At 71.1% G+C, this 25308-nt stretch carries 21 protein-coding genes; 6 read left to right on the top strand and 15 right to left on the bottom strand.

What is annotated here, in order from left to right:
• The 5 genes from accC (at window position 1) to ABID77_RS09375 (ending at window position 5648) form a co-directional block, all read left to right on the top strand.
• Window positions 1-1350: an acetyl-CoA carboxylase biotin carboxylase subunit gene (gene accC / locus ABID77_RS09395; RefSeq protein ID WP_429594225.1), complete on the top strand. Its 1350-nt coding sequence runs from the start codon at window positions 1-3 to the stop codon at window positions 1348-1350.
• Between the two features lie 5 nt (window positions 1351-1355).
• On the top strand, window positions 1356-2240 hold the full coding sequence (gene prmA / locus ABID77_RS09390; protein ID WP_429594222.1) for a 50S ribosomal protein L11 methyltransferase: 885 nt from the start codon (window positions 1356-1358) through the stop codon (window positions 2238-2240).
• 55 nt (window positions 2241-2295) lie between these two features.
• A complete protein-coding gene (locus ABID77_RS09385) occupies window positions 2296-3558 on the top strand; it encodes a DUF3426 domain-containing protein (protein ID WP_429594219.1) in 1263 nt (420 codons plus the stop codon).
• A gap of 81 nt (window positions 3559-3639) precedes the next feature.
• Window positions 3640-4542, top strand: coding sequence for a carbohydrate kinase family protein (locus ABID77_RS09380; protein WP_429594216.1), 903 nt, complete (start codon window positions 3640-3642; stop codon window positions 4540-4542).
• 119 nt (window positions 4543-4661) lie between these two features.
• Window positions 4662-5648 (top strand): hypothetical protein, encoded by a 987-nt coding sequence (locus ABID77_RS09375; protein WP_429594213.1) that lies wholly within the window; start codon window positions 4662-4664, stop codon window positions 5646-5648.
• Here ABID77_RS09375 and ABID77_RS09370 read toward each other — a convergent pair.
• The 7 genes from ABID77_RS09370 to ABID77_RS09340 all read right to left on the bottom strand — a co-directional run bounded on the left by ABID77_RS09370 (window position 5608) and on the right by ABID77_RS09340 (window position 15274).
• Complete coding sequence (locus tag ABID77_RS09370) at window positions 5608-6840, bottom strand: ribonucleotide-diphosphate reductase subunit beta (protein WP_429594210.1); 1233 nt, start codon at window positions 6838-6840, stop codon at window positions 5608-5610. The two genes, ABID77_RS09375 and ABID77_RS09370, sit on opposite strands and share 41 nt — an antisense overlap.
• A 152-nt stretch (window positions 6841-6992) precedes the next feature.
• A complete protein-coding gene (locus tag ABID77_RS09365) occupies window positions 6993-9932 on the bottom strand; it encodes a ribonucleoside-diphosphate reductase subunit alpha (RefSeq protein ID WP_429594208.1) in 2940 nt (979 codons plus the stop codon).
• Between the two features lie 371 nt (window positions 9933-10303).
• Entirely contained in the window at window positions 10304-10936 is a 633-nt protein-coding gene (ampD, locus tag ABID77_RS09360) for a 1,6-anhydro-N-acetylmuramyl-L-alanine amidase AmpD (protein WP_429594205.1), read from the bottom strand.
• A complete protein-coding gene (locus ABID77_RS09355) occupies window positions 10933-12465 on the bottom strand; it encodes a sigma-54-dependent transcriptional regulator (RefSeq protein WP_429594202.1) in 1533 nt (510 codons plus the stop codon). Before ABID77_RS09355 ends, ampD begins: the two co-directional genes overlap by 4 nt.
• Window positions 12466-12478: 13 nt before the next feature.
• A complete protein-coding gene (locus tag ABID77_RS09350) occupies window positions 12479-14179 on the bottom strand; it encodes a two-component system sensor histidine kinase NtrB (RefSeq protein WP_429594199.1) in 1701 nt (566 codons plus the stop codon).
• 14 nt (window positions 14180-14193) lie between these two features.
• Window positions 14194-14448, bottom strand: coding sequence for a PP0621 family protein (locus ABID77_RS09345; protein WP_429594196.1), 255 nt, complete (start codon window positions 14446-14448; stop codon window positions 14194-14196).
• Between the two features lie 10 nt (window positions 14449-14458).
• On the bottom strand, window positions 14459-15274 hold the full coding sequence (locus tag ABID77_RS09340) for a cytochrome C assembly family protein (protein ID WP_429594192.1): 816 nt from the start codon (window positions 15272-15274) through the stop codon (window positions 14459-14461).
• A gap of 134 nt (window positions 15275-15408) precedes the next feature.
• On the opposite strand from ABID77_RS09340, the gene ffh reads away from it, so the two are divergent.
• A complete protein-coding gene (gene ffh / locus ABID77_RS09335) occupies window positions 15409-16794 on the top strand; it encodes a signal recognition particle protein (RefSeq protein ID WP_429594189.1) in 1386 nt (461 codons plus the stop codon).
• A 44-nt stretch (window positions 16795-16838) separates the two neighbouring features.
• Here ffh and ABID77_RS09330 read toward each other — a convergent pair whose 3' ends face one another.
• The 8 genes from ABID77_RS09330 to ABID77_RS09295 all read right to left on the bottom strand — a co-directional run bounded on the left by ABID77_RS09330 (window position 16839) and on the right by ABID77_RS09295 (window position 25282).
• Window positions 16839-17615 carry an ankyrin repeat domain-containing protein gene (locus ABID77_RS09330; protein ID WP_429594186.1) on the bottom strand — a complete coding sequence of 259 codons (777 nt, stop codon included), beginning with the start codon at window positions 17613-17615 and terminating at the stop codon, window positions 16839-16841.
• Window positions 17612-18163 (bottom strand): GlcG/HbpS family heme-binding protein, encoded by a 552-nt coding sequence (locus ABID77_RS09325; RefSeq protein WP_429594183.1) that lies wholly within the window; start codon window positions 18161-18163, stop codon window positions 17612-17614. The genes ABID77_RS09330 and ABID77_RS09325 overlap by 4 nt, the downstream gene beginning before the upstream one ends.
• A gap of 128 nt (window positions 18164-18291) precedes the next feature.
• Entirely contained in the window at window positions 18292-18945 is a 654-nt protein-coding gene (locus tag ABID77_RS09320) for a response regulator transcription factor (RefSeq protein WP_429594180.1), read from the bottom strand.
• Window positions 18942-20540 carry a sensor histidine kinase gene (locus ABID77_RS09315; RefSeq protein ID WP_429594177.1) on the bottom strand — a complete coding sequence of 533 codons (1599 nt, stop codon included), beginning with the start codon at window positions 20538-20540 and terminating at the stop codon, window positions 18942-18944. The genes ABID77_RS09320 and ABID77_RS09315 overlap by 4 nt, the downstream gene beginning before the upstream one ends.
• 110 nt (window positions 20541-20650) lie before the next feature.
• On the bottom strand, window positions 20651-22663 hold the full coding sequence (gene mdoH, locus ABID77_RS09310; protein WP_429594174.1) for a glucans biosynthesis glucosyltransferase MdoH: 2013 nt from the start codon (window positions 22661-22663) through the stop codon (window positions 20651-20653).
• A 6-nt stretch (window positions 22664-22669) separates the two neighbouring features.
• Window positions 22670-22876, bottom strand: a complete 207-nt coding sequence (locus tag ABID77_RS09305; protein WP_429594172.1) for a hypothetical protein — start codon at window positions 22874-22876, stop codon at window positions 22670-22672.
• A 182-nt stretch (window positions 22877-23058) separates the two neighbouring features.
• Complete coding sequence (locus tag ABID77_RS09300) at window positions 23059-24486, bottom strand: sigma 54-interacting transcriptional regulator (protein ID WP_429594169.1); 1428 nt, start codon at window positions 24484-24486, stop codon at window positions 23059-23061.
• A 67-nt stretch (window positions 24487-24553) separates the two neighbouring features.
• Window positions 24554-25282 (bottom strand): hypothetical protein, encoded by a 729-nt coding sequence (locus tag ABID77_RS09295; protein WP_429594166.1) that lies wholly within the window; start codon window positions 25280-25282, stop codon window positions 24554-24556.
• Between the last annotated feature and the right edge of the window lie 26 nt (window positions 25283-25308).

Genomic DNA, 25308 nt, shown 5'->3' with positions numbered 1-25308 from the left:
ATGTTCAAGAAGATCCTGGTCGCCAATCGCGGCGAGATCGCACTGAGAATCCAGCGGGCCTGCAGCGAACTCGGCATCAAGGCCGTGATGGTCTATTCGGAAGCCGATCGCGAAGCCAAGTACGTCAAGCTGGCGCAGGAGGCCGTGTGCATCGGCCCAGCCCCCTCGGTGCACAGCTACCTCAACATGCCCGCCATCATCTCGGCGGCCGAAGTGACCGATGCCGAGGCGATCCACCCGGGCTACGGTTTCCTGAGCGAGAACGCCAACTTCGCCGAGCGCGTCGAGCAGAGCGGCTTCCAGTTCATCGGGCCGACGCCCGAGAACATCCGCACGATGGGCGACAAGGTCTCGGCCAAGCAGGCGATGATCAAGGCCGGCGTGCCCTGCGTGCCGGGCTCGGAAGGCGAACTGTCCGACGACGCGGCGACCAACAAGCGCATCGCGCGCGCCATCGGCTACCCGGTCATCATCAAGGCCGCGGGCGGTGGCGGCGGACGCGGCATGCGCGTGGTGCACACCGAAGCGGCCCTGGTCAACGCCATCCAGATGACCAAGGCGGAGGCCGGCGCGGCCTTCAACAATCCGGCCGTGTACATGGAGAAGTTCCTCCAGAACCCGCGCCACGTCGAGATCCAGATCCTCGCCGACAAGCACAAGAACGCCGTCTACCTGGGCGAACGCGACTGCTCGATGCAGCGCCGCCACCAGAAGGTGATCGAGGAGTCGCCCGCGCCCGGCATCCCGCGCAAGCTGATCGAGAAGATCGGCGAGCGCTGCGCCGCCGCCTGCAAGCGCATCGGCTACCGCGGCGCCGGCACCTTCGAGTTCCTCTACGAGAACGGCGAGTTCTACTTCATCGAGATGAACACGCGCGTGCAGGTCGAGCACCCGGTGACCGAGTTCACCACCGGCATCGACATCGTGAAGACGCAGATCATGGTCGCCGCCGGCGAGAAGCTGCCGTTCACGCAGCGCCAGATCGAGATGCGCGGTCACTCCATCGAGTGCCGCATCAACGCCGAGGACGCCTACAAGTTCACGCCATCGCCGGGCCGCATCACGATGTGGCACGCGCCGGGCGGGCCGGGCGTGCGGGTCGACTCGCACGTCTACACGAACTACTTCGTGCCGCCGAACTACGACTCGATGATCGGCAAGATCATCGTCCACGGCGACACGCGCGAGCAGGCCCTCGCGCGCATGCGCACGGCGCTCAACGAGACCGTGGTCGAAGGCATCCAGACCAACATCCCGCTGCATCGCGAGCTGATGGTGGACGCCAAGTTCATGGCCGGCGGCACCAACATCCACTACCTCGAGGAGTGGCTCGCGGCGCGGGCCCGTTGAACGCCATGTTCGAACTGCGCCTCCTCGCGCCCGAGGACCGTGTCGAGGACGTGAGTGATGCGCTCGACGCCCTCGACGCGCTGAGCGTGTCGGTCGAGGACGCCGATGCCCAGACCGATGCCGAGCAGGCCCTCTTCGGCGAGCCCGGCATGCCGCCGCCCAAGGACGGCTGGCAGCGCTCGCGCGTGATCGCGCTGTTCGCCGACGAGGCCGCCGCGCGCGAGGCCGCCGACGTGCTGGCCGCGCAGGACTTCTTCGACGGCTGCCGGGTCCTGGGCGTGGCCCACGTGCCCGAGCAGGACTGGGTGCGCCTGACGCAGTCGCAGTTCGCGCCGGTCGAGATCACGCCCGAATTCTGGATCGTGCCGACCTGGCACGAGCCGCCCGCGCAGGCCCGCCAGGTCATCCGCCTGGACCCCGGCCTCGCCTTCGGCACCGGCACCCATCCCACCACGCGCATGTGCCTGCGCTGGATCGCGACGCGCGCGGACGGTCTGGCCGGCCGCGTGCTCGACTACGGCTGCGGCAGCGGCATCCTGGCCATCGGCGCGGCGAAGTTCGGCGCCGTCGATCTCGACGCCGTCGACATCGACCCAGCGGCGGTGGAGGCCACGCGGCTCAACGCCGAGGCCAACGGCGTCGCGCTGAAGGCCGGTCTGCCCGATGCCGCCCGGGGCGCCTACGACGTCGTGCTGGCCAACATCCTGGCCACGCCCCTGAAGGTGCTGGCACCGTTGCTGTGCGCCCATGTGAAGCCGGGCGGCGCGCTGGTGCTCGCGGGCATCCTCGAGCGGCAGGCCGACGAACTCAAGAGCGCCTACGCGCCCCATGCCGCGCTCGAAGTCAGCGACAGCGAAGAAGGCTGGATCCTGATGACGGCGCGTTTCTGACCCCGCCCGCCGACGCGGACGCCGGCTTCCGGCGATCTCCGAGAACCCACGTGCCATGAGCCTCGCCACCCGCTGCCCCGCCTGCGGCACGACCTTCCGGATCGAGCCGGAACAACTCGCGCTGGCCGACGGCTGGGCACGCTGCGGTCGCTGCAGCACGGTCTTCGACGCGGCGGCGCAGCAGCGTCCCGAGCTTGCGGACGACGCGACCTCGGCATCGACGAACGCGATGTCGCCACCGGGAGAGGCGTCGAACCCGTTTCCCGCGCAGGCGTCGTCCACCCCGAACGCCGCCGATGCCTTCGGTGCGGCGCTCGCGAGCTTCAGCGTCGACCTGCCGCCGCCGTCGACCTCGCGATCCCAGTCCGACGACGCACTCGAGCCGTCCGACGATGGCGGGGAGGCGGACGCTGCGTCGTCCGGATTGTCGACCCCGACCGACTCCCTGTCGCCTTCCGCGCCTCCGACGCCGGCCTTCGATCCCTGGCGCGAGCTGCCGTCGCTCGGGCTGGGGCCGGACGTCGCCGCGCCGGCACCGGTGCCTTCTCCGGTCGCCACCGAGGCGCCAGGGAGCGACGTGTCCACGACGCCGCCATCGGAACCGATGACCGTGGAACCACCGATGCCGTCGGAAGCGCCGGCGACAACGCCCGCCCCGTTGTGGACGGTGCCGCCCTCCGGATCGGCCGGACCCGCGTCCGGACCGTCCGGCGTCCGGCCGTCGGCACGCGCCGAATCGGTCGCGCCGTCCGGCGTGATCCACGCCGCCAGCGAGCCGGTGAACGACGATGGCGCCGGCGTGCGCAAACCGCGCGGCGCGGGTCGCCGGTCATGGCGACTGGCAATGCTCTTGTTGGCGATCGTGCTGCTGCTCGCCTTGCTGGCGCAGGTCCTGTATCGCCAGCGCGATGCCGTCGCCGCCCGCCATCCGGCGCTGCGTCCGGCGCTCGCTCGGCTGTGCGGATTCGCGGGCTGCACGATCGCTGCGCTGCGCCGGCCGGGCGCCATCGCCATCGAAGGCGCGACCTTCACCCATGTGCAGGACAGCGACCGCTACCGGATGGCCTTCGCCCTGCGCAACCAGGCCGACGTGCCGCTCGCGATGCCGGCGATCGAGCTGTCGCTGCTCGACGCGCAGCAGCGACCGGTGGTGCGGCGCGTCCTGATGCCGGCGGAGTTCGGCGCCACCGAGGCGACGCTGCCGGCGCTGGCCGAACGTGCGGGCGCCGTGTCCTTCGTGCTGGACGAGACGACCGGGACCGGTCCCGAGCCGCTGCCGCGCGTCGCGGGCTACGCCATGGTCGCCTTCTATCCCTGAGCTCCGAATCCCGTTCTCCGATCCGGCGGTGCCAGCGCTGCGCCGACGACCTTTCCACCTTCCATCTCCACAGGCTCATCCATGGCAGCAGTGATTTGCGGTTCCCTCGCGTTCGACACCATCATGAATTTCGACGGCCGGTTCGCCGACCAGATCCTGCCCGGCCAGCTGCACATCCTGAACGTCTCGTTCCTGGTGCCGTCCCTGCGGCGCGACTACGGCGGCTGCGCCGGCAACATCGCCTACGGGCTCAACGCCCTGGGCGGGCACGCGCTGCCGATGGCCACCGTCGGCAGCGACGGCGCCGACTATGTCGCGCGGTTGCGTGAACTGGGGATCGGCACCGAGTTCGTGCGTTCGCTCGACGACACCTACACGGCCCAGTGCTTCATCACCACCGATCGCGACAACAACCAGATCACCGCCTTCCATCCCGGCGCGATGCAGCAGGCGCACCTCACGCGCGTCGAGGCGCGCGAGGACATCCGCCTGGGCATCGTCTCGCCCGACGGGCGCGAGGCCATGCTGCAGCACGCCGAGCAGTTCAAGGCCGCCGGCATTCCCTTCGTCTTCGATCCGGGTCAGGGCCTGCCGATGTTCAGCGGCGACGAACTTGCACGCTTCGTCGACCAGGCCGACTGGGTCACCGTCAACGACTACGAGGGCAAGATGCTGTGCGACCGCACGGGTCTGAGCAGCTCCGAGATCTCGCGCCGCGTGCGCGGTCTGATCGTCACGCTGGGCGCCCTGGGGTGCGAGGTCTGGGTCGACGGCCAATGCACCCAGGTGCCGGCCGTGGCGCCGACCGCCATCGTCGATCCCACCGGCTGCGGCGACGCCTGGCGCGCCGCGCTGCTGTTCGGGCTGGAAAAGGACTGGCCGCTGGTGCGCTGCGCCGAACTCGGCAACCGGATGGGCGCCCTGAAGATCGCGCAGCGCGGTCCGCAGAACTACGCGGTCGATCGCACGACGCTGGGCCTCTGAACGCCTGAACGACAAAAAGCCCGGCGCTCCTGGCAAGGAGCGACGGGCTTTTCTTCGATGCGGCGGCCGGTGGCGGCCGCCAGCCGTCGACGCCCGGAGGGCGTCGCGATCGTCAGGGCTTGCCGGCCGTCGGAAAGGGCCACGCGGCTTGCGGGTTCAGCGTCGTCTGCGCTGCGGGTGCCGACGCCGGAGCGGCGGCGGCCTTGGCCTTCTTGGGCGCGGACTTCGCTGCCGTGGACGTCTTCTCGGCGGCTTTGGCAGCCGGCTTCGCGGCGGTCTTGGTGGCCGTCGTCTTCGCGCCTGCCTTGGCCGTGGTCGCGGTCTTGTCGGTCGACTTGGCCGGGGTCTTCGACGTCGCCGTCTTGGTCGCGGACGCCGTCTTGGTGGACGCGGTCTTCGATGCGGTCGCCGGCTTGGCGGTCGATGCCTTCTTCGCCGTCGACGCCGTCTTGGTGGCCGTCGTGGACGCGGCCTTCTTGGCCGTCGACGTCACGGCCGATGCGACCTTCTTCGCCGTGCCGACGGCCGTCGCGGTCGCCTTCTTCGCCGCGGTGGCCACCGTCGACGTCGCCTTCTTGGCGGCGGTCGCCGTCTTGCCGGCGGCGGTCTTGGCGGGAGCCGCCTTCTTCGCCGGTGCCGCCTTCTTGGCCGCCGGTGCCTTTTTGGCCGCGGCCTTCGGGGCCGTGGTGGTGGCCACCTTGGTCGCCGGTGCCTTCTTGGCCGGTGTGGCCTTCGTCGACGCCGTGGCCGAGGCCTTCTTCGCGGCCGTGGCCGTCGAATTCTTCGTTTCCGTCTTCTTCTCCGGGGTCTTCTTTTCCGGAGTCTTCTTGGCGTCGGTCTTCGCAGCCGTTGCCTTCTTTGCAGTTGCCATTTTTTTCTCCTTGATCAAGTTGAGACATCAACCTCTGAACGCACTCCGTCCGCGCTGTCGTGAACGAAGCGATGCACGACGCCGGAGATCGGTCTCCGGCGTCGTGGACATCCGCGCCCAGTCATCGCCGCGCTCTGTGGCGCTGTTCGACGCTGGGGCAATTACTGAATGCACTTGTCGGTTCTTCGAAAGATTCAATCCCAGGAGAGCGCGCCGCCCGACTGGTATTCGATGACGCGGGTCTCGAAGAAATTGCGTTCCTTCTTCAGATCGATCATCTCGCTCATCCAGGGAAACGGGTTCTCCTCGTTCGGGAACAGCGTCTCCAGGCCGATCTGCTGCGCGCGCCGGTTGGCGATGTAGCGCAGGTAGCCCTTGAACATCGAGGCGTTCATGCCGAGCACGCCACGCGGCATGGTGTCCTCGGCGTACTGGTATTCGAGCTCGACGGCCTTCATGAAGAGATCCTTGATCTCGGCCTTGAATTCGGCGGTCCAGAGCTGGGGGTTCTCCAGCTTGAGCTGGTTGATCAGGTCGATGCCGAAGTTGCAGTGCATCGACTCGTCGCGCAGGATGTACTGGTACTGCTCGGCGGCGCCGGTCATCTTGTTCTGGCGGCCCAGCGCCAGGATCTGCGTGAAGCCGACATAGAAGAACAGGCCTTCCATGAGGCAGGCGAACACGATGAGCGACTTGAGCAGGGTCTGGTCGGTCTCGTGCGTGCCGGTCTTGAAGTTCGGGTCGCTGATCGCCTCGATGAAGGGGATCAGGAACTCGTCCTTGTTGCGGATCGACGGCACCTCGTTGTAGGCGTTGAAGATCTCGCTCTCGTCGAGGCCCAGCGATTCGACGATGTACTGGTAGGCGTGCGTGTGGATCGCTTCCTCGAAGGCCTGGCGCAGCAGGAACTGGCGGCATTCGGGCGCCGTGATGTGGCGGTAGGTGCCCAGCACGATGTTGTTGGCGGCCAGCGAGTCGGCGGTGACGAAGAAGCCGAGGTTGCGCTTGACGATGCGGCGCTCGTCCTCGGTCAGGCCGTTGGGGTCCTTCCACAACGCGATGTCGCGCGTCATGTTCACTTCCTGCGGCATCCAGTGGTTGGCGCAGGTGGCGAGGTACTTCTCCCAGGCCCACTTGTACTTGAAGGGCACCAGCTGGTTGACGTCGGTCTGGCCGTTGATGATGCGCTTGTCGGCCGCGTTGACGCGACGCGCGACGGCGGGCACGGACGGGGCGGAAGCGAGGGGAGACGCGGGGGAGGAAACGGGAGCGGCGACGCTGTCTGCGCGGCCTGCCGGAGGGGTGATCGGCGAAGTCGGCGGGGCCGACGAACGCGCGGCCGGCGCGCCGTTGGGCGATGAATGATGCAACCCCTGTTGCATGTCCTTCGATGAGGATGGCTTGACTTCTTCGTCCCAGGTCAACATAGAAAAATCCAGTGCTCAAATTATGTGAGCAACGATGCGAGTTGCAAAGTGTTTGACTCGCACCGTGCCCTGATTATCTCGTGCGAAACCCGTTCGCGGGCATCGCGATCTTGTCAGGCGATGCCGCGAACGCGCCTCGATTCAGGCCGACGTCACTGGCAGGCTTCGCAGGTCGGATCGTCGACGCCGCAGAACGCGATGTCGGTGGCCGGCATGGCGGCGAGCTGGGCCTGCGCGGCCGCCGCGGCGGCTTCCAGCGCGCTCGGTGCCGCGGCGCCCGAGGACAGCGACGAGGCGTTGCCGCCGCCCGACGCGACGGCGTTGAGCCGGCCCGACTGCACGGTGGATTTCTCGGCGTGCGTGGCGCTCTGGGTGCGGAGGTAGTAGGTGGTCTTCAGACCGCGCAGCCAGGCGAGCTTGTAGGTCTCGTCGAGCTTCTTGCCCGATGCGCCGGCCATGTAGATGTTGAGCGACTGCGCCTGGTCGATCCACTTCTGGCGCCGCGCGGCGGCCTCGACCAGCCACTTCGTCTCGACCTCGAACGCGGTGCCGTAGAGCGCCTTGACGTCCTGCGGCACGCGGTCGATGGGGCGCAGCGAACCGTCGAAGTGCTTGAGGTCCATGACCATCACGTCGTCCCACAGGCCCAGGCGCTTGAGGTCGCGCACCAGGTAGTGATTGATGACGGTGAACTCGCCCGAGAGGTTCGACTTGACCGACAGGTTGCCGAAGCACGGCTCGATCGAGGCGTCGACGCCGATGATGTTGGAGATCGTCGCGGTCGGGGCGATGGCCACGCAGTTGGAGTTGCGCATGCCGTCGGCCTTGATCTTGCGGCGCAGCGCGTCCCAATCGAGCGTGGCCGAGCGGTCGACCTCGACATAGCCGCCACGGGCCTGCTCCAGCATGTCGAGCGTGTCGATCGGCAGCACGCCCTGGTCCCACAGCGAACCCTTGTAGCTGGAGTACTTGCCGCGTTCCTTGGCCAGCTCGGTCGAGGCCCAGTAGGCGTGGTAGCAGATGGCTTCCATCGAGCGGTCGGCGAACTCCACCGCTTCCTGCGAGGCGTAGGGGATGCGCAGCGCGTAGAGCGAATCCTGGAAGCCCATCAGGCCCAGGCCGACCGGGCGGTGGCGCAGGTTGGAATCGCGCGCCTTCTTGACGGCGTAGTAGTTGATGTCGATCACGTTGTCGAGCATGCGCATCGCCGTGGAGATCGTCTTCTTGAGCTTCTCCTGGTCGACCTGGCCGTCCTTCAGGTGCTGCAGCAGGTTGACCGAGCCCAGGTTGCACACGGCGGTCTCGGTGTCGCTGGTGTTGAGGGTGATCTCGGTGCACAGGTTCGACGAGTGCACGACGCCCGCGTGCTGCTGCGGCGAGCGCACGTTGCAGGCGTCCTTGAACGTGATCCAGGGATGCCCGGTCTCGAACAGCATCGTGAGCATCTTGCGCCACAGGTCGCTCGCCGGCACGGTGCGCGAGGGCGAGATCTCGCCACGCGCGGCCTTGGCCTCGTAGGCGACGTAGGCGGTCTCGAAGGCGCTGCCGAACAGGTCGTGCAGGTCGGGCACGTCGTTGGGCGAGAACAGCGTCCACTGGCCCTTCTCCATCACGCGGCGCATGAAGAGGTCGGGAATCCAGTTGGCGGTGTTCATGTCGTGCGTGCGGCGGCGGTCGTCGCCGGTGTTCTTGCGCAGCTCCAGGAACTCCTCGATGTCGAGGTGCCAGGTCTCCAGGTAGGTGCAGACCGCGCCCTTGCGCTTGCCGCCCTGGTTGACGGCCACGGCCGTGTCGTTGACGACCTTCAGGAACGGCACCACGCCCTGCGATTCGCCGTTGGTGCCCTTGATGTGGCTGCCCAGCGCGCGCACGCGGGTCCAGTCGTTGCCCAGGCCGCCGGCGAACTTCGACAGCAGCGCGTTCTCCTTGATCGATTCGTAGATGCCGTCGAGGTCGTCGGGGACGGTGGTCAGGTAGCACGACGACAGCTGCGAGCGCAGCGTGCCGGCGTTGAACAGCGTGGGCGTGCTCGACATGAAGTCGAACGACGACAGCACCTCGTAGAACTCGATGGCGCGCGCCTCGCGGTCCACTTCGCCGAGCGACAGGCCCATCGCCACGCGCATGAAGAAGGCCTGCGGCAGTTCGATGCGCGTCTTGCGCACGTGCAGGAAGTAGCGGTCGTAGAGCGTCTGCAGGCCGAGGTAGTCGAACTGCAGGTCGCGCTCGGCCTTGAGCGCGGCGGCCAGGCGCGGCAGGTCGAACTGCAGCAGCTTCTCGTCGAGCAGTTCGTTGTCCACGCCCTTCCTGATGAACTGCGGGAAGTAGTCGACGTAGGCCTGCGTGCGCTCAGCGGGCATCACCTCGCGGCCGACGATCTCCTTGAAGATCGTGTGCAGCAGCAGGCGTGCGGTGGCGAAGGTGTAGTCGGGGTCCTTCTCGATCAGCGTGCGGGCCGCCAGGATCGAGGCCTTGTAGACCTCGTCGAGCGGCACGCCGTCGTAGAGGTTGCGCATCGTCTCGGCGACGATGGGCGCGGCCGTGATGCTCTCGCCGAGGTTCTCGCAGGCCGACTCGATCAGGCCCTTGAGCTCGTTCATGTCGAGCGCGACGCGCTGGCCGCCGTCCATCACGTGCAGGGCCGGCGCGGCCGGGGTCTCCTGCGCGACCTGGCGGGCGCGCTCCTGCGTTCGGCGCTCGCGGTAGAGCACGTAGGCACGGGCGATCTCGTGGTGGCCGCCGCGCATCAGGCCCAGCTCGACCTGGTCCTGCACGTCCTCGATGTGGAAGGTGCCGCCGCCCGGGCGCGAGCGCACCAGGCCGCGCACGACCGCCTGCGTCAGCGTGTCGACGGTCTCGCGCACGCTGGCCGAGGCCGCGCCCTGCGTGCCGTGCACGGCCAGGAAGGCCTTCATCATCGCCACGGCGATCTTGCTGGGCTCGAAGGGCACCACGGCGCCGTTGCGGCGGATGATCTGGTAGTGCGACAGGGTCTCGGCGGAGGGGGCGCCGGCCGTGTCGCGCGCGGGTGCGACCACGGTCTTGGGCGCGCCGGCGCGGGACGTGGAGGGGGTGTTCAGGGCAGATTGCATGAGGTCCTCTGAAAGAAATTCTGAAGGGGCGGCAGCCTGACGCGGGGCGAGGCTGCAACGGCGCCGGCAAGGCGCCGGCCAGGACTGCCGGACGGGATGCGTCGGGCAAGAAGACACTATATCTGGTGTGTCGAGAGCAACTAACCACTACCTGTAGTGTTTTGGCATCGATTTCGCCCAGGCACTGCCTGATCGATGCCCCGACCGGTGACGACCGTGTGACGCCATGCCCCATCGTTTCTGCATCGTCGCCCCGGAAGCCGCGCCGGCCGTGGCTTCCGGGCAGTTTTCACGTCGCAGGGCGCATGGCGACTGGGTGCATCGGGGTGTCAAGGTCCGGCTTGTCGTTCGGGCGGACGGTGACAAAAATTTCATGTTTCCGGACGATCGGTGCCGGGTGCGAAACCTTTTTCAGACGTGGCCACAGTCGTTGTAATAGGAAAGAGCTCGTTCTTCCAGTCCAGCCGCGCGCGCAGGCCCGGCCAGTCGAATCCCGGCCCGGGATCGATCTTGCGGCCGGGCGCGACGTGCTCGTGGCCCGCGATGCCGGTCACCGGATAGCGTCGCGCCAGGTCGGCGCAGAGGCCGGCGAGCATTGCGTACTGCGCGGCCTCGAAGGTGTCGCCCTCCAGCCCTTCGAGCTCGATGCCGACCGAGAAGTCGTTGCAGTTCGCGCGTCCTCGCCAGCTCGAGGCGCCGGCGTGCCAGGCCCGGTCGTCGCAGCTCGCGAACTGCCAGAGTTCGCCCGTGCGCCGCACGTAGAAATGCGCCGAGACCTCCAGGCCGCGGATCCGCTGGAAGTAGGGGTGGGCGTCCCAGTCGAGCCGGTTGGTGAACAGGCGCTGCACCTCGTCGCCGCCGTAGCGGCCCGGCGGCAGGCTGATCGAGTGCACGACGATCAGGTCGACGAGCGTGCCGGCCGGGCGCGGGCCGACGTTGGGCGAGGGCAGGTGCCGGGCCGGGCGGTACCAGCCGGCGTCCCAGGGGTCGCGTTCGCGGGTCACTCGCCGGCACCCGGTCCGGGCGTGGCGTCGCCGGGCGCGACGATGCCCAGGCGGGCGATGCGGTAGCGGATCTGGCGCAGGCTCAGCCCGAGGCGCGCGGCGGCGGCGGTGCGGTTGAAGCCGCTCTCGCGCAGGGCGTGCACCAGGATCTCGCGTTCCTGCCGGTCGAGGTAGGTCTGCAGGTCGGCCGGCACCTCCGGCGGTGCCGCCGGCGCGCCGGCCACCGGGACGGCCTGCGGCGCCGACGACGGGGCCGCGGACGCCGGTACCGGCACGGCCCCGCCGGGCCCGACATCGATGTGCAGCTCGTCGCCGTCGTTGAGCGCGACGGCGCGGTGCAGCAGGTTCTCCAGCTCGCGCACGTTGCCGTGCAGCGAATGCGCGGCCAGTCGCTCGATCACGCCGGGCGAGAGCACCGGCACCGGCATGTGCGCGTCGTGGGCGATGCGCGCGAGCAGCGCGGCGCACAGGGCCGGCAGGTCCTCGCGCCGGTCGCGCAGCGCCGGCATGGCGATCTCGATCACGTTGAGGCGGTAGAACAGGTCCTGGCGGAAGCGCCCGGCCTGCACGTCGGCCTGCAGGTCCTTGTGCGTGGCGCTCACGATGCGCACGTCGACGGCCTCCTCCTGCGTCGAGCCGATGGCGCGCACGCTGCGCTCCTGGATCGCGCGCAGCAGCTTGGACTGCATCGCCAGCGGCAGGTCGCCGATCTCGTCGAGGAACAGCGTGCCGCCGCGCGCGGCCTGGAAGTAGCCGTCGCGGTCCTGCACGGCGCCGGTGTAGGAGCCCTTGCGGGCGCCGAAGAACTCGGCCTCCAGCAGGTTCTCGGGGATGGCGCCGCAGTTGACGGCGACGAAGGGGCCGTCGCAGCGCTGGCTGCAGGCGTGCACGGCGCGCGCCACGAGTTCCTTGCCGGTGCCCGATTCGCCCCGCACCAGCACCGGCGCCATGCCGCGCGCGACGCGCACGATGCGCGACTTGACCAGGCGCATCGGTTCGGATTCGCCCACCAGCCGTTCGAGCGCCGCGTGGGCGGCGGGCGCGAGCGCGGCGACCGGCGCGGGCGGTGGTGACATCAGGTCGGGCGGCGGTGCTTCCATGGCGGTGGTGCCCGGCGGCGCCGCCGCCGGGGGCGTCGTCGGCGCCAGCACGGCCGAGGCCACGACGGTGCGGTACTGCTTCAGGTCGACCGGCTTGGTCAGATAGTCGAAGGCCCCGGCCTTGAGCGCCTCGACCGCGTTCTCGGCCGAGCCGTAGGCGGTCATGACGATGCAGCGTTCGGGGCGGTGGTCGCGCTGGAGGTGCTGCAGGATCTCCATGCCCAGGCCGTCGGGCAGGCGCATGTCGGTGATGACGGCGTCGAAGCGGCCGGCCGCCAGGTGGCGCATCGCCTCGGCCACGCTGCCGGCGGCCTCGACCCGGTGGCCCTCGCGCAGCAGCGTGAGCTCGTACAGGATGCGCAGGTCGGGCTCGTCGTCGACGACCAGGATGCGGGCGGCGCGCGACGCCGGGGAGGTGGGGATGCTCACGGGCACGATTGTGTCAGCCGCCCGGCGCGGATCGCGCGCCGTCGGCGAAGCCGACGAGGAACTCGTTGCCCTCGGGGCCGTCGGCCGCGAGCGCGCGCCGTTCGTAGCCGATGGTCGCGCCGTGGCGCGCGCACAGCTCGCGGCACAGGAACAGTCCGAGGCCGCTGGAGCGGCTCTCCGACGAGAAGAAGGGCTCGAACAGGTGGCGCTGCACGGCCGGCTCCAGCGGCGCGCCGTCGCTCCACACGTGCAGGCTGGCCTCGCCGCGCGCGCCGCTGCGGGTGGCGACCTCGATCGAGCCCGCGCGGTCGCTGGCATAGCGCGCCGCGTTGTCGAGCAGGTTGACCAGGATGCGGCGCAGGTGCTCGGCGTCGAAGGCCACGTGGCGCCCGGCCGCCTGGAGCGACAGCCGCACGCCGGCGCATTGCGCCTGGCGCATCCATTCGCCGGCCAGCGCGTGCACGGTGGCGTCCAGCGGGATGCGCTCCCCGGGCAGCGCAACGCGCTGCTCGCGCACGCGGGCGACGTCGAGCACGTCGTCGACGGTGCGCGAGAGGCGCCGCGCGTTCTGCGCCACCAGAGCGAGCAGCCGGCGCTGCGCCGGGTCGCTCAGGTCCTCGTCGAGCAGCGCGGCGGCCTGGGTAATGGCCGCGAGCGGGTTGCGGATCTCGTGCGCGACGGCGGCCGACATGCGTCCCATGGCGGCCAGCTTCTCGGTGCGGATGCGCGCCTCGAGCTCGCGCAGGTCCTGCAGGAACATCACGCACAGGCTGTTGCCCGACAGGTCGCTGACGGGCGTCAGGCGCGTGCGCACCCGCACCTCGCGCGCCGCGCCGCGCGGCTGCGCCACCGGGATCTCGTGCGTCTGCGGCGCCTGGCGCGCGAAGGTCTGTCCGGCGACCTCGGCCAGGGTCCCCCAGGCGGGATGGGCGCCGAGCGCGAACGGCAGCGCCAGCCTCGCGAGGCCCTGGCCGAGGATGGCGTCGGCCGCCGGGTTGGCGGCGTGCACCCGCCCCTCGGCGTCGATCACCAGCACGCCCTCGCTCAGCGTCTCGATCACGAGGTCGTTGACCCGCGCCTGCACCTGCGCCGTGCTGCGGCTGCGCTGCGCGCGGGCCTCCTCGCGCGCCAGGCGGCGCGAGAGCTCGTGGGCCAGCAGCACGACCAGGAACAATCCGGTGCTGGTGAGCGCGGCCTGCAGGAAGCGCGTGGGCGAGTCCGAGGGCTGCGCCGCGAGCCAGCGCCAGCCGGCGTCGGCCAGCAGCAGCAGGCTGACGGCCGCCGTGGTGCCCAGGCCGACCGACACCGTGCCCAGCACCGCGCCCATGAGCACCGGCATCGCGAACAGCGGCGTGTAGTCGATGCTGCCGGCCTGCAGGACGTGCAGCGTCGCGAAGGTCGCCAGGTCGACGCCGATCGTGACGATCCAGGCCGGGCCCAGCGCCCGCATGGGCAGCTGCACCGGCGCCCAGCGCACGCCCGCCAATGCCACGCCCAGGTAGGCGACGGCGACGGCGCTGGCGATCCACTGGCCCGGCTGGCCGAGCGCGAAGGTGACCAGCTGCAGCAGCACCACCACCGTGCCCACGCAGCAGCGCGCCAGCAGGAAACCCCGGCGCAGGCGCAGCAGGGCGGAACTCTCGCTGCCGTGCGCGTCGAGCGCCGCCCAGTCGGTGGAGGGGGACTCGCCCGTCGACCAGCCGGTCGCGCCCATCGCCGCGCCGGCCTTCAGCGCTCGACGACCTGCCGGTGGGCGGGGCTGCAGTACGACGCGCCGTCGCGTCCGGCGACGGCGTCGACCGCCGGCAGGTGCAGTCCGCAATGGGCGCAGCGCACCATCGCCTGGGGCGGCGCCACGGCGGGCGGAGGGGCCGGCCGGGGCGGCACGGCGGCGGCCGCGCGTTCGCGCATCGCGTCGCGCCGGCCCTGGCGCCAGAGCCAGATGCCGACCGTCACGACCACCAGGACGAGGAAGTATTTCAAGGCGAACCTCTCAGGGCAGGGGGCGCCGCAGCACCACCTCGAGCACGAAGCGCGAGCCGACGTAGGCCAGCAGCAGCAGCGCCGAGCCGGCGTAGAGCACGCGGCGCGCCTTGCGTCCGCGCCAGCCGAAGCGCACGCGCCCGGTCAGCAGGATCGCGAAGGTGAGCCAGGCCAGCACCGAGAACAGCGTCTTGTGGTTCCACTTGGCGGCGCGGTCGGCGGCGCCGTAGAGCGTCTCGCTGAAGAACAGGCCGGCCAGCAGCGTGGCCGACAGCAGCACGAAGCCGGCGGTGACGAAGCGGAAGGTGAGCTTCTCCAGCGTGAGGAGCGGCACGCCGCTGCCCTGGGACTCGGGCGCGGCCCCGCGGATCTGCTTCTCGGCGCGCGAGATCAGCCAGGCATGCACCACCGCCGCGGCGAACAGGCCGTACGACGCGATGCCCAGCGCCAGGTGCAGCGGCAGCCAGGGCGAGGCCGAGACGTGCAGCGGCGACCCCGGGAACAGCAGCGCCAGCAGCACCGCCAGCGCGCCCAGGGCCGCCAGCACGCGGCGCACCCGCAATTGCGGGTAGAGGCGGCTCTCGACGGCGTAGACGGTCAGCACCAGCCAGGCCGTGATCGACAGCGCCGGCGCGAAGCCGAAGCGCGGCACGTCGCCCACCAGGCTCCCGCCGAGCGTCAGGGCGTGCAGCAGCCAGGCCAGGCCGAGCAGGCCCTGCGTGGCGGGACGTTCGAGCCGGGACGAGAGCGCCGCGGTGGCGGCGTAGGCCGCGGCGGCGGCGATGCCCAGCGCCACGCCGAGCGGGGAGGGGATCGCTAAAATCATCCGTCGAGTCTAATGGCTCGATCCCGGCCCCCGCTCCCGCCACACCATGGGCGCCGCCGGCGAACCGGACCCCTTTTCCCTTCCCTTCCCATCGCTCCTCCGGCCCGCGCGGCGCCGGCAACCAGGCATCTCCCATGGCAACCGCCCTTTCCGACAAGTTCTCCCGTCTCGTCAAGCAGGTGAGCGGGCAGGCCCGCATCACCGAGGCCAACGTGCAGGACATGCTGCGCGAGGTGCGCATGGCGCTGCTGGAGGCCGACGTGGCGCTGCCGGTGGTGCGCGACTTCGTCGCCCGCGTGAAGGACAAGGCCCTGGGCCAGGAGGTGCTGAGCTCGCTCAAGCCCGGCCAGGCGCTGGTGGGCATCGTCAACCGCGAACTCGCCGCCACGATGGGCGAGGGCGTCTCCGACATCAACCTGGTGGCGCAGCCGCCGGCGATCATCCTCATGGCCGGCCTGCAGGGCGCGGGCAAGACCACCACGGTCGCCAAGCTGGCCAGGCACCTGATCGACAAGCGCCGCAAGAAGGTGCTGACCGTCTCGGGCGACGTCTACCGGCCCGCCGCCATCGAGCAGCTCAAGACCGTGACGAAGCAGGCCGGCGCCGAGTGGTTCCCCAGCACGCCCGACCAGAAGCCGCTGGACATCGCCCGCGCCGCGCTCGACCACGCCCGGCGCCACTTCTTCGACGTGCTGATCGTCGACACCGCCGGCCGTCTCGCCATCGACGAGGTGCTGATGACCGAGATCAAGGAACTGCACGCGGCGCTGCGCCCCGTGGAGACCCTGTTCGTCGTCGACGCCATGCAGGGTCAGGACGCGGTCAACACCGCGCGCGCCTTCAGCGACGCGCTGCCGCTGACGGGCATCGTGCTGACCAAGACCGACGGCGACTCGCGCGGCGGCGCGGCGCTGTCGGTGCGCCACGTGACCGGCGTGCCGATCAAGTTCGCCGGCACCAGCGAGAAGATCGACGGCCTGGAGGTGTTCGACGCCGAGCGCCACGCCGGGCGCATCCTGGGCATGGGCGACATCGTGGCGCTGGTCGAGCAGGTCACCGCCGGCGTCGACGTCGCCGCGGCGCAGAAGCTCGCGGCCAAGGTCAAGAGCGGCGCGGGCTTCGACCTCAACGACTTCCTCGGCCAGCTCCAGCAGATGAAGCAGATGGGCGGGCTCTCCAGCCTGATGGACAAGCTGCCCGCGCAGATGGCCGCCAAGGCCACCGAGGCCGACATGACCCGCGCCGAGCGCGACATCCGCCGCAAGGAAGGGATCATCAACAGCATGACCCCGCTGGAGCGCCGCAAGCCCGACCTGCTCAAGGCGACCCGCAAGCGCCGCATCGCCGCCGGCGCCGGCGTCCAGGTCCAGGAGGTCAACCGCCTGCTCAACGAGTTCGAGCAGATGCAGACCATGATGAAGAAGATGAAGGGCGGCGGGCTGATGAAGATGATGAAGAAGATGGGCGGGATGAAGGGGATGGGCGGCATGGGCGGTGGCGGAGGTCTGCCGCGCTTCTGATGCCGCCCGCCGCGAGACGCGGTTGACGCGCGTTCGCGGCGCGGTCAGGGCGCTCCGGCCGCTTCCAGCATCGCGACCATCGCCGCATGGCCGTGCTCGCGCGCCAGTTTCAGCGGCGTGCGACCCTGGCGGTCGGCGAGCGACAGGTTCGCGCCGGCGGCGATCAGCGCGGCCAGCGTGCGCTGGTGGCGCGGGCCGCCGTCGCCCAGCACGACGGCCTCGATGGCGGCGGTCCAGTGCAGGTTGTTGACATGGTCCAGCGGCGCGCCGGCGGCGATGAGCCGGCGCACGACCTCGTCGTGGCCGAGGTGCGCGGCGGCGATCAGCGCGGTGCCGTCCCAGCGGCTGGTGGTCTGGCCGGGCTTCGCGCCCAGCGACAGCAGCAGCGCCAGCGTCGGCACGTCGTCGGCCACCGCGGCGATGGTGACGGCGTCGTAGCGGTCGGCCTCCAGGGCGTCGAGCGAGGCGCCGGCCCGGGCCAGCACGCGGATCGCCTCGCGCCGGCCGGCGTGGGTGGCGACGTGGAAGGCGGTGCGGCCGCGCGCGTCGCGGGCTTCCAGGGGCGCGCCGGCCGCGATCAGCGCCTGCAGGCGCGGCACGTCGCCCGCCGCCGCGGCGCCCAGCCAGCCGTCGTAGGCGCGCAGCTCGGCGGCCGAGGGCGCCACCTGGGCCGACGCGCGGGGCGCGGCGAAGCCGGCCAGCACGGCCGCCAGCAGCAGCGACGCCGCGAGGCACGGCCGCGAGCCTCGCGTCGCCACGGGTCGTGGCGTCGGCGGCCGTCCGGGCAGCGACGGCACGGGCAGGCGCGCCGTCGTCGTCATCCCAGCAGCCCCTTGACCTTCTCCAGCGCCGCGTTGGCGCACTGCTCGTCGAGGTGGCCGCCCGGCGCGCCGCCGACGCCGACGGCGCCGATGACTTCGCCGGCGGCCCGGATCGGCACGCCGCCGCCCAGCAGCAGGGCGCCGGGCAGGTACACCAGGTTGGCGGCGGCCGGGTTCTTCTGCGCGCCTTCCATCAGTGCCTGCGTCGGGCTCTTCCACGACGCGGCGGTCCAGGCCTTGCGCTCGCTCGAGGCCAGCGTGTGCGGGCCGGCGCCGTCGGCGCGCTGCACCGCGCGCACCGTGCCGGCGCGGTCGACCACCGTGGCCGAGACGCCGTAGCCGTTGGCGGCGCAGGCCGCGACGCTCTCGGCGGCGATCTGGCTGGCCAGGGCGAGCGAGAGGTTGCGTTCGACGCGCACCAGAGGCGCGGGGGCGGCGGGAGCGGTGCCCGCGGGCATGGCGGCGGGGGCCGTCTGGGCCTGGGCGAACGGGGCGGCGAGCAGGGCGCCGAGGAGGCCGAGAGCGGCGAGGCGAGGGGTGCAATGCATGGCTGGAATCTCCGGAGGGGTCTGTGTTTCGGGACCCGTCCAATGTAGAAAAAGCATCCGTCCGCCGCCATTCGTACGCGCACGCGCCGGGCTCCGTAGAACTACGGATGCACGGACGCGCCGGCGCGTCAGTCCGCCGCGTCGTCCACCAGCACCGCGTAGCGCCGGATCAGCTGCGCCAGCGACTCGCATTCGAGCTTGGCGAACAGGTGGGCGCGGTGCGTCTCGACCGTGCGCGGCGACAGCGCGAGCACGCGCGCGATCTCCTTGTTGGTCAGCCCGGCAGTGATGAAGCCGAGCACCTCGCGTTCGCGTTCCGACAGCTGCGCGAAACGCTCGCGCGCCGACTGGTCGGCCTGCGCGCGTTCGCGCGAGCGCACGTGCGCCCGCACCGCGTGCTGCAGCGCCTCCAGCAGCTGCTCGTCGTCCACCGGCTTCTCCAGGAACTCGGCCGCGCCGGCCTTGAAGGCGCGCCGGCACAGCTCGACGGTGCCGTGGCCGGTCAGCATCACCACCGGCTGGTCGACGCCCTGCGCCTTGAGGCGGTCGAGCACCGTCAGCCCGCCGATGCCCGGCATGCGCACGTCCAGCACGATGGCGCCGATGCCGCCGCGGTCGAAGCCGTCGAGGAAGGCCTGCGGATCGGCCCAGTCCTGCACCCGCAGCCCGACGGTGCCGATGAGCAGCGCCAGGCTCTCGCGCACGGCGAGGTCGTCGTCGATCAGGTGGATCAGCGGGGAGAGCGGCGGAGCGGATGGCGGAGCAGGCGTGGACGGTGTCATGGGACGCGGGGGATCAGGGCGCGGGTGGTCGCGGGATCGACGGCGGCGGTGGACGCGGCGTGCGAGGCGGGCGCGGAGGCCGACGGGGACGGCACGGGCGCGGCGTGGCCGTCGTCGGACCCCGCCAGCGGCAGCAGCAGCGTGAAGCAGGCGCCGTGGGGCGCCAGGTTGGCCGCGCCCAGGCTGCCGCCCATGCCGGCGGCCAGGGTCTCGCTCAGGCTCAGCCCCAGGCCCAGACCACCCTCGCGGGTGCTGAAGAAGGGTTCGAACAGGCGCGGCAGGGCCTGCGCCTCGATGCCGGGACCGTTGTCGCTCACGGCCAGCACGCCCTCGGTGCCGTTGCCGCCGACCACGATGGCGAGCCGGCGTCCGTCTGCGGCCCCGCGCTCCAGCGCCTGCAGGGCGTTGAGGATCAGGTTGTGGACGATCTGCTCCAGCGCCACCGGGTCGGCGCGCACGCGCACCGGCGGCTGCGCCCGGGCGTCGAAGTGCAGGGCGACGTCGCGCTGCGCGAACTCGGGCTCCAGCAGGTGCAGCGCCTGGGCCGCCACCTCCTGCAGCACGACGGGGCGCGTCGCGCCGCCGCCCGGCGCTTCGGGCCGCTGTTCGATCAGCCCGCGCAGGCGGCCGAGCACGTCGGCGGCCCGGCGCGCCTGCTCGGCGGCCCGGCCCATGGCGACGCGGGCGGTGTCGAGATCGGGCGGCTCGTCGTCGAGCAGGCGCCGCGCCGCCTGGGTGTTGGCGAGCACGGCGGTCAGGGGCTGGTTGAGTTCGTGCGCGAGGCCGGCGGACAGCTCGCCGAGCGAATCGAGCCGCGCCACGCGGCCGACGCGCAGCAGGTCCTCGGCGCGCCGGCGGGCGACGCGCTGGCGCTGCAGGCCGCGCAGCACGGCAAGCACCACCGCCACCGCCGCCGCCCAGCCGGCCATGCGGCGCCACGGCAGCTCGGCGCGGCCGACCTCGCGCGTGGCGACGACGTCGAAGGCTTGGCTGGCGGAGGCGAGTTCCTTGCGGAAGTCGAAGCGCCAGCCGCCGTCGGCCGTCCGGCCCGGCTGGATCACCCACTGCCGGCCCTCGTGCGCGATGACCACGCGCGTCGCGCTGGCCTGCGGGTCCATCGGCCAGTCGCGCCACGGCACGCTGCCGGCGAGGTCGATGTCGAGCGCGTAGCTGGTCGGGGTGGCGCCGATCACGAGCCAGTAGCGGCCGCGCGCGAGGTCGATCGCGGCGAGCGCGGGCCGCTGCAGGTCGCGCGACGTCGCCTCGGCCGCCGCCAGGGCCGAGGCCCGGGGACCGTCGGGCCAGACGCCGTCGACGTGGCGCCGCTGGACGTCGAGGATGGAGGCGTAGACGGACGACAGGCCGCGGCCCAGGCGGACGGCGTCGGCATCGGATTCGAGCAGCGCCAGGGTCGCGAGGATGGCGTCGTACTGCACCACCTGCTGGCTCATGAGCCGGTGGGCGATGCGCGCGTCGGTCTCGAAGTCCTGCCGCAGCCGCTCCAGCTCGGCATGCGCCAGCCACAGCGCGCCGGCGGCCGAGAGCATCAGCCAGGACAGGCACCACGCGCCGACGGACGACCACCATTTCTTCATCGGCCGGATTCTGCCTTCCGGAGCTTTCGACGCTCCCATGGAAAACGGCGGCCCCGGTTCGCACCGGGGTCGCCGTCCGGGGCCCGCGAGGGCCCGGTGACGCGTCGGGATCAGGCCGCGGCGAGCACCGGGCGGGCCAGGCGCACGGCGTGCATCCAGGCGCGGCGCAGCACGGCCGGCGAACGCGATTCCTCGGGGATCAGCAGGAAGCCGCGTTCGCGCAGGGCGGTGCCCAGGGCGATCTGGCTGGTCAGCACGGTCAGCGGGATGGCCAGCAGCAGCGGCAGGCCCACCGGTGCCAGCCACACCAGGGCGCTGGCGTCGATCAGGGCGATGCCCACGGCCAGCGCGGCGACCACGAAGGTCATCGGCGCGAGCTGCGACAGGGCGATCTTCCACGGCACGGCGGCGGCTTCGCGCGGGGGCGACTTCCAGTCGAGCTTGATGCCGGTGAGGGCGACCACGACGAACAGCGAGTGGGCCAGCATGCGCACGGGGGCCTGCACGATCGCCAGGGCGCTCTCGAGCGCGGAGCTCTTGACCAGGCCCCACAGGCCGCCGTACTGGCGCTGCTCGCCGCGCATCAGCACGGCGGCGATGCCCATCACGCGCGGCAGGAACAGCAGGCACAGGGTCCACAGCCACAGGCCGGCGAGTTCCATCGGCAGCACGTTCCAGCTCGACACCAGGCTCGAACCCGACAGCCACAGGGCGGTGCCCAGCGTCAGGAAGGCCAGCCACAGGGGCGCGGAGACGTAGGCCATCGTGCCGGTCACGAACATGGCGCGGTGCACGCGGTGGATGCCGGGCTCGGCCATCAGGCGGGCGTTCTGCAAGTTGCCCTGGCACCAGCGGCGGTCGCGCTGCAGCTCGGACAGCAGGTCCGGCGGTTGCTGCTCGTAGCTGCCGACCAGGTCGGCGCACAGCCACACGTGGTAGCCGGCGCGGCGCATCAGCGCGGCCTCGACGAAGTCGTGCGACATGATGCCGCCCGACATGCCGCCGGTGCCTTCGATGGGCGCCAAGGCGCAGTGGTCCATGAAGGGCTGCACGCGGATGATGGCGTTGTGGCCCCAGTAGTGGGACTCGCCGAGCTGCCAGAACTGCATGCCCAGGGTGAACAGGCGGCCCGTCACGCGCGAGGCGAACTGCTGGGCGCGGGCGTGCAGCGTGACGTGGCCGATGGCCTGCGTCGCGGTCTGGATGATGCCGGCGCTCGGGTTGGCTTCCATCAGCTTGACCATCGAGGTCAGGCAGTCGCCGCTCATAACGGAGTCGGCGTCGAGCACGACCATGTAGCGGTAGTCCTTGCCCCAGCGGCGGCAGAAGTCGGCCACGTTGCCGGCCTTGCGGTGCGTGCGGCGCTTGCGCAGGCGGTAGTAGACCTCGACCTGCGGCTGGTTCGGGCTGGTGGCCAGGGCGGCGCGCAGGTCTTCCCAGGCGGCGCGCTCGGCGGCGGCGGTCTCGGGGTTGTAGCTGTCGGACAGCACGAAGACGTCGAAGTGTTTCGCATGGCCGGTGGAGGCGACCGATTCGCAGGTGGCGCGCAGGCCGGCGAACACGGTGGCCACGTCCTCGTTGCAGATCGGCATGATGATCGCCGTGCGCGCCTCGGGGTTCATGGCGTGGCCGGCGACCTGCTTGACCGACAGCGAATGCTTGTCGCCGCGCACCGAGACGTAGAAGCCCATCAGGGCGGTCACGAACCCGGTCACGACCCAGCCCGAGAGCAGGCCGTAGAGACCGATCTGGCCGTACTGGAGCCAAGCGTTGTCGTAGTCGGGCTGGACGCCGGCGAACAGCGTCGAGGCGATGGCCGTGCTGACGATCGCCAGCACCATGAAGGCCAGGCGGCGCTGCTTGGCGGCGCGCTGCCACGGCTGCTCGGCGCCGTCGACGGTCGGGAACGCCTCGCGCGCTTCCTTGCCGCCGGCGCCCAGCTTCACCAGCATGGCGGTGCCGATGCTGTTCCAGAAGCCGCGCCAGGGACGGGGGGCCATCGAGCCGCGATGCACCGGGGGTGCCGTCACGGAATTGGGGTGACGCTCTTCGCGCGGCAGCACCGTGCGCGCGAAGTCGTCGTCGGTCAGTACGCGCATCTGCGAGAAATCAGTGGGTTTCATGGCGGCTTACCAACGTTGCTTGAGAGTGAGGGCGGGCGTGTCGCCGATTGCCGGAAAGCGCTTGGCGACGCAGTCCAGGGCGGCGGCGCCGCCGGCTTCGAACCCGGCCCCGAGGTGGCCCGGCACGCGGGGCTTCGAGAGGAAGGCCTGCTTGGAGCGCAGGCCGTCGCGCTGCTGGCGCATCGCGAAAGAGGGGCTGGAATGGGCGGTCATGCCACTCTTATGGCAAGCCCTGTGCCAACCTTTAAAAATCCTTTTAAATCAACGACTTGGCGCTGATTTTCAGGGTTTTCCCCTGGCTTGGCGCCCCGGGAGGCCCTCGGACCCCCCGAATCTGTCGCCTGAGCCCGACAAGCATTGGACCCCCGACCCGGGAATCCAATGAAATCAAGGACTTATCTCTGTCGCTCGTCGGCGACAGCCTCGCCGGAAGGCGACGCGGGGGTGTCGGCCTTGAAGTGGCCCGGGGTGAGTTCGTGCTTCTGCAGCAGCCGGTAGAACTCGGTGCGGTTGCGGTCGGCCAGGCGCGCGGCGTCGGCGACGTTGCCGTCGGTGATCTTGAGCAGGCCGACCAGGTAGTCGCGCTCGAAGCGCTGCTTGGCGTCGGCGTAGGTCTGCACCTCGACGCTCGGCACGCGCAGCGCGCGCTGCACCAGCGCCAGCGGGATCAGGGGCGAGCCCGACAGCGCGCAGACCTGCTCGACGACGTTGAAGAGCTGGCGCACGTTGCCCGGCCAGGAGGCGGTGGTGAGCGCCTTCATGGCCTCCGGCGCGAAGCCCGAGAGCCGCTTGCCGTACTTGGTCGACAGCCGTTGCAGGAAGTGGTTGGCCAGCAGCGGGATGTCCTCGCGCCGTGCCGACAGCGGCGGCAGCGTCAGCGTGACGACGTTGAGGCGGTAGTAGAGGTCCTCGCGGAACTGGCTGGCCTCCATCGCCGCGTCGAGGTCGCGGTGCGTGGCCGAGACGATGCGCACGTCGACCGCGATCGACTGCGCCGCGCCCACCGGCCGCACCGCGCGCTCCTGCAGCACGCGCAGCAGCTTGACCTGCAGCGCCGGCGGCATGTCGCCGATCTCGTCGAGCAGCAGCGTGCCGCCGTCGGCCTGCTGGAACAGGCCCTTGTGGTTGGCCACGGCGTCGGTGAAGGCGCCCTTCATGTGGCCGAAGAGCTCGGACTCGAGCAGCGCCTCCGGGATGGCGCCGCAGTTGACCGCCACGAACGGCCGCGCCGCGCGCGAGCTGGCCTTGTGGATGGCGCGCGCGAGGAGTTCCTTGCCGGCGCCGCTGTCGCCGCGCAGCAGCACGCTGGCGTCGGACTTGGCCACCATGTGGGCCTCGGCCAGCAGCTCGGCCATGCGGCTGCTGCGGCTGACGATCTCGGAGCGCCAGCTGTCGTCGCCGCCGGCGCCGCCGGGCGTGGTGGTGGGTGCGCCCAGGGCCAGCGCCTGGCTGATCTTGTCGAGCAGCTCGCGCGCGTCGTAGGGCTTGGTGAGGTAGGTGAAGACGCCGCGGGCGGTGGCCTCGACCGCGTCGGGGATGGTGCCGTGCGCCGTCAGCAGGATGACCGGAAGCGTCGGGTGGTGCTTGCGGATCTCGTCGAACAGCGCCAGTCCGTCGCGCCCGGGCAGGCGCACGTCGCTCAGCACGAGCTGGGGATGCTCGATCTCCAGCTGGTTGAGCGCCGACTCGGCCGAAGTCACGGCCTTGACCTGGTAGCCGGCCGCGTTCAGGCGCAGCGACAGCAGGCGCAGCATGTCCGGATCGTCGTCCACGACCAGCAGCCGGGCTCCGGAGTGCTTCGTGGCGGACGCGGTGTCGGTCATGGCGGGGTTCCTGGGAAGGTCTGAGGGACGGGGACGGCTGGGACGGACGCGGTGTCGGCAGGAGCGCTCAGGGACTGGTGGCCGGCCGGGTGCCGCCGCCGTTGGACGACGGCGCGGTGTGGCCGCCGCCGCCGCTGGGCCGCGCGAAGCTGCGCTCGATGGCGCGCAGCGCCTCGATGCGCTCGTTGAGCTGCTCGATGCGCTTCTGGCTCTCGCGCAGCTGCTGCACCTGCCGGTCGCGGTCGTCCTCGACGCGGCGCTGGTCGAGGAAGCGCGCGGCCAGCAGGCGCGCGAGCGGCTGCAGCGGCTGGGCCTCGGGCGCGGTGCTCGCGACGACGCGCTGCAGCAGTCCGAGCGCGCGCTGCAGGTCGGCCGAAGCGCGGGTCTGCGCCAGCACCAGGGCCACCTGCATCTGCACCGTCGGCGAGTCGCCCGGATCGCCCAGGCGCGAGAGTTCGGCGGCCAGCTCGGAGGCGGCGAGCGGACGCAGCCTGTCGGCGTAGAGCAGCGTGGCGTCGAGCGGGCCGAAGCCGCGCGGCACGTAGGCCAGCGCGGCCTGCGTGGCCGGCGCGACGGGTTCGGCCTCGACCGGCATCACGCGCATCGGCGGCAGCGTGGCGGAGGCGGCCGGGCGCGCCGGTCGGGCGGTCGACGACTCGGCGGCGGTCGCCGACGCCGCGGTGGACGCGGGCGCCGTCGCGTCCGGCTGGCGCGGCGGCGCGACGCACGCGGCCAGCGACAGCGCGGCGACGAGCCCTCCGAGAGGAAGCAGCCGGTGGACGAGCGGAGAAGGCATGGTTCGAAGCGGCACGGGAAGCGGAG

Source organism: Variovorax sp. PvP013 (assembly GCF_050435945.1).
Classification (GTDB): domain Bacteria; phylum Pseudomonadota; class Gammaproteobacteria; order Burkholderiales; family Burkholderiaceae_C; genus Variovorax.
Note: the sequence above shows the minus strand (reverse complement) of the source record. Positions and strands in the feature narration are given on the sequence as shown.

Coding starts and splice junctions, on each gene's coding strand:
- ABID77_RS09385 (WP_429594219.1), top strand. CDS start 2,296: ATGAGCCTCGCCACCCGCTGCCCCGCCTGCGGCACGACCTTCCGGATC.
- ABID77_RS09350 (WP_429594199.1), bottom strand. CDS start 14,179: ATGGGCGCGACCGGCTGGTCGACGGGCGAGTCCCCCTCCACCGACTGG.
- ABID77_RS09300 (WP_429594169.1), bottom strand. CDS start 24,486: ATGACCGACACCGCGTCCGCCACGAAGCACTCCGGAGCCCGGCTGCTG.
- ABID77_RS09315 (WP_429594177.1), bottom strand. CDS start 20,540: ATGAAGAAATGGTGGTCGTCCGTCGGCGCGTGGTGCCTGTCCTGGCTG.
- ABID77_RS09365 (WP_429594208.1), bottom strand. CDS start 9,932: ATGCAATCTGCCCTGAACACCCCCTCCACGTCCCGCGCCGGCGCGCCC.
- ABID77_RS09340 (WP_429594192.1), bottom strand. CDS start 15,274: ATGATTTTAGCGATCCCCTCCCCGCTCGGCGTGGCGCTGGGCATCGCC.
- ffh (WP_429594189.1), top strand. CDS start 15,409: ATGGCAACCGCCCTTTCCGACAAGTTCTCCCGTCTCGTCAAGCAGGTG.
- ABID77_RS09320 (WP_429594180.1), bottom strand. CDS start 18,945: ATGACACCGTCCACGCCTGCTCCGCCATCCGCTCCGCCGCTCTCCCCG.
- accC (WP_429594225.1), top strand. CDS start 1: ATGTTCAAGAAGATCCTGGTCGCCAATCGCGGCGAGATCGCACTGAGA.
- ABID77_RS09380 (WP_429594216.1), top strand. CDS start 3,640: ATGGCAGCAGTGATTTGCGGTTCCCTCGCGTTCGACACCATCATGAAT.
- ABID77_RS09295 (WP_429594166.1), bottom strand. CDS start 25,282: ATGCCTTCTCCGCTCGTCCACCGGCTGCTTCCTCTCGGAGGGCTCGTC.
- ABID77_RS09325 (WP_429594183.1), bottom strand. CDS start 18,163: ATGCATTGCACCCCTCGCCTCGCCGCTCTCGGCCTCCTCGGCGCCCTG.
- mdoH (WP_429594174.1), bottom strand. CDS start 22,663: ATGAAACCCACTGATTTCTCGCAGATGCGCGTACTGACCGACGACGAC.
- ABID77_RS09305 (WP_429594172.1), bottom strand. CDS start 22,876: ATGACCGCCCATTCCAGCCCCTCTTTCGCGATGCGCCAGCAGCGCGAC.
- prmA (WP_429594222.1), top strand. CDS start 1,356: ATGTTCGAACTGCGCCTCCTCGCGCCCGAGGACCGTGTCGAGGACGTG.
- ABID77_RS09330 (WP_429594186.1), bottom strand. CDS start 17,615: ATGACGACGACGGCGCGCCTGCCCGTGCCGTCGCTGCCCGGACGGCCG.
- ABID77_RS09370 (WP_429594210.1), bottom strand. CDS start 6,840: ATGTTGACCTGGGACGAAGAAGTCAAGCCATCCTCATCGAAGGACATG.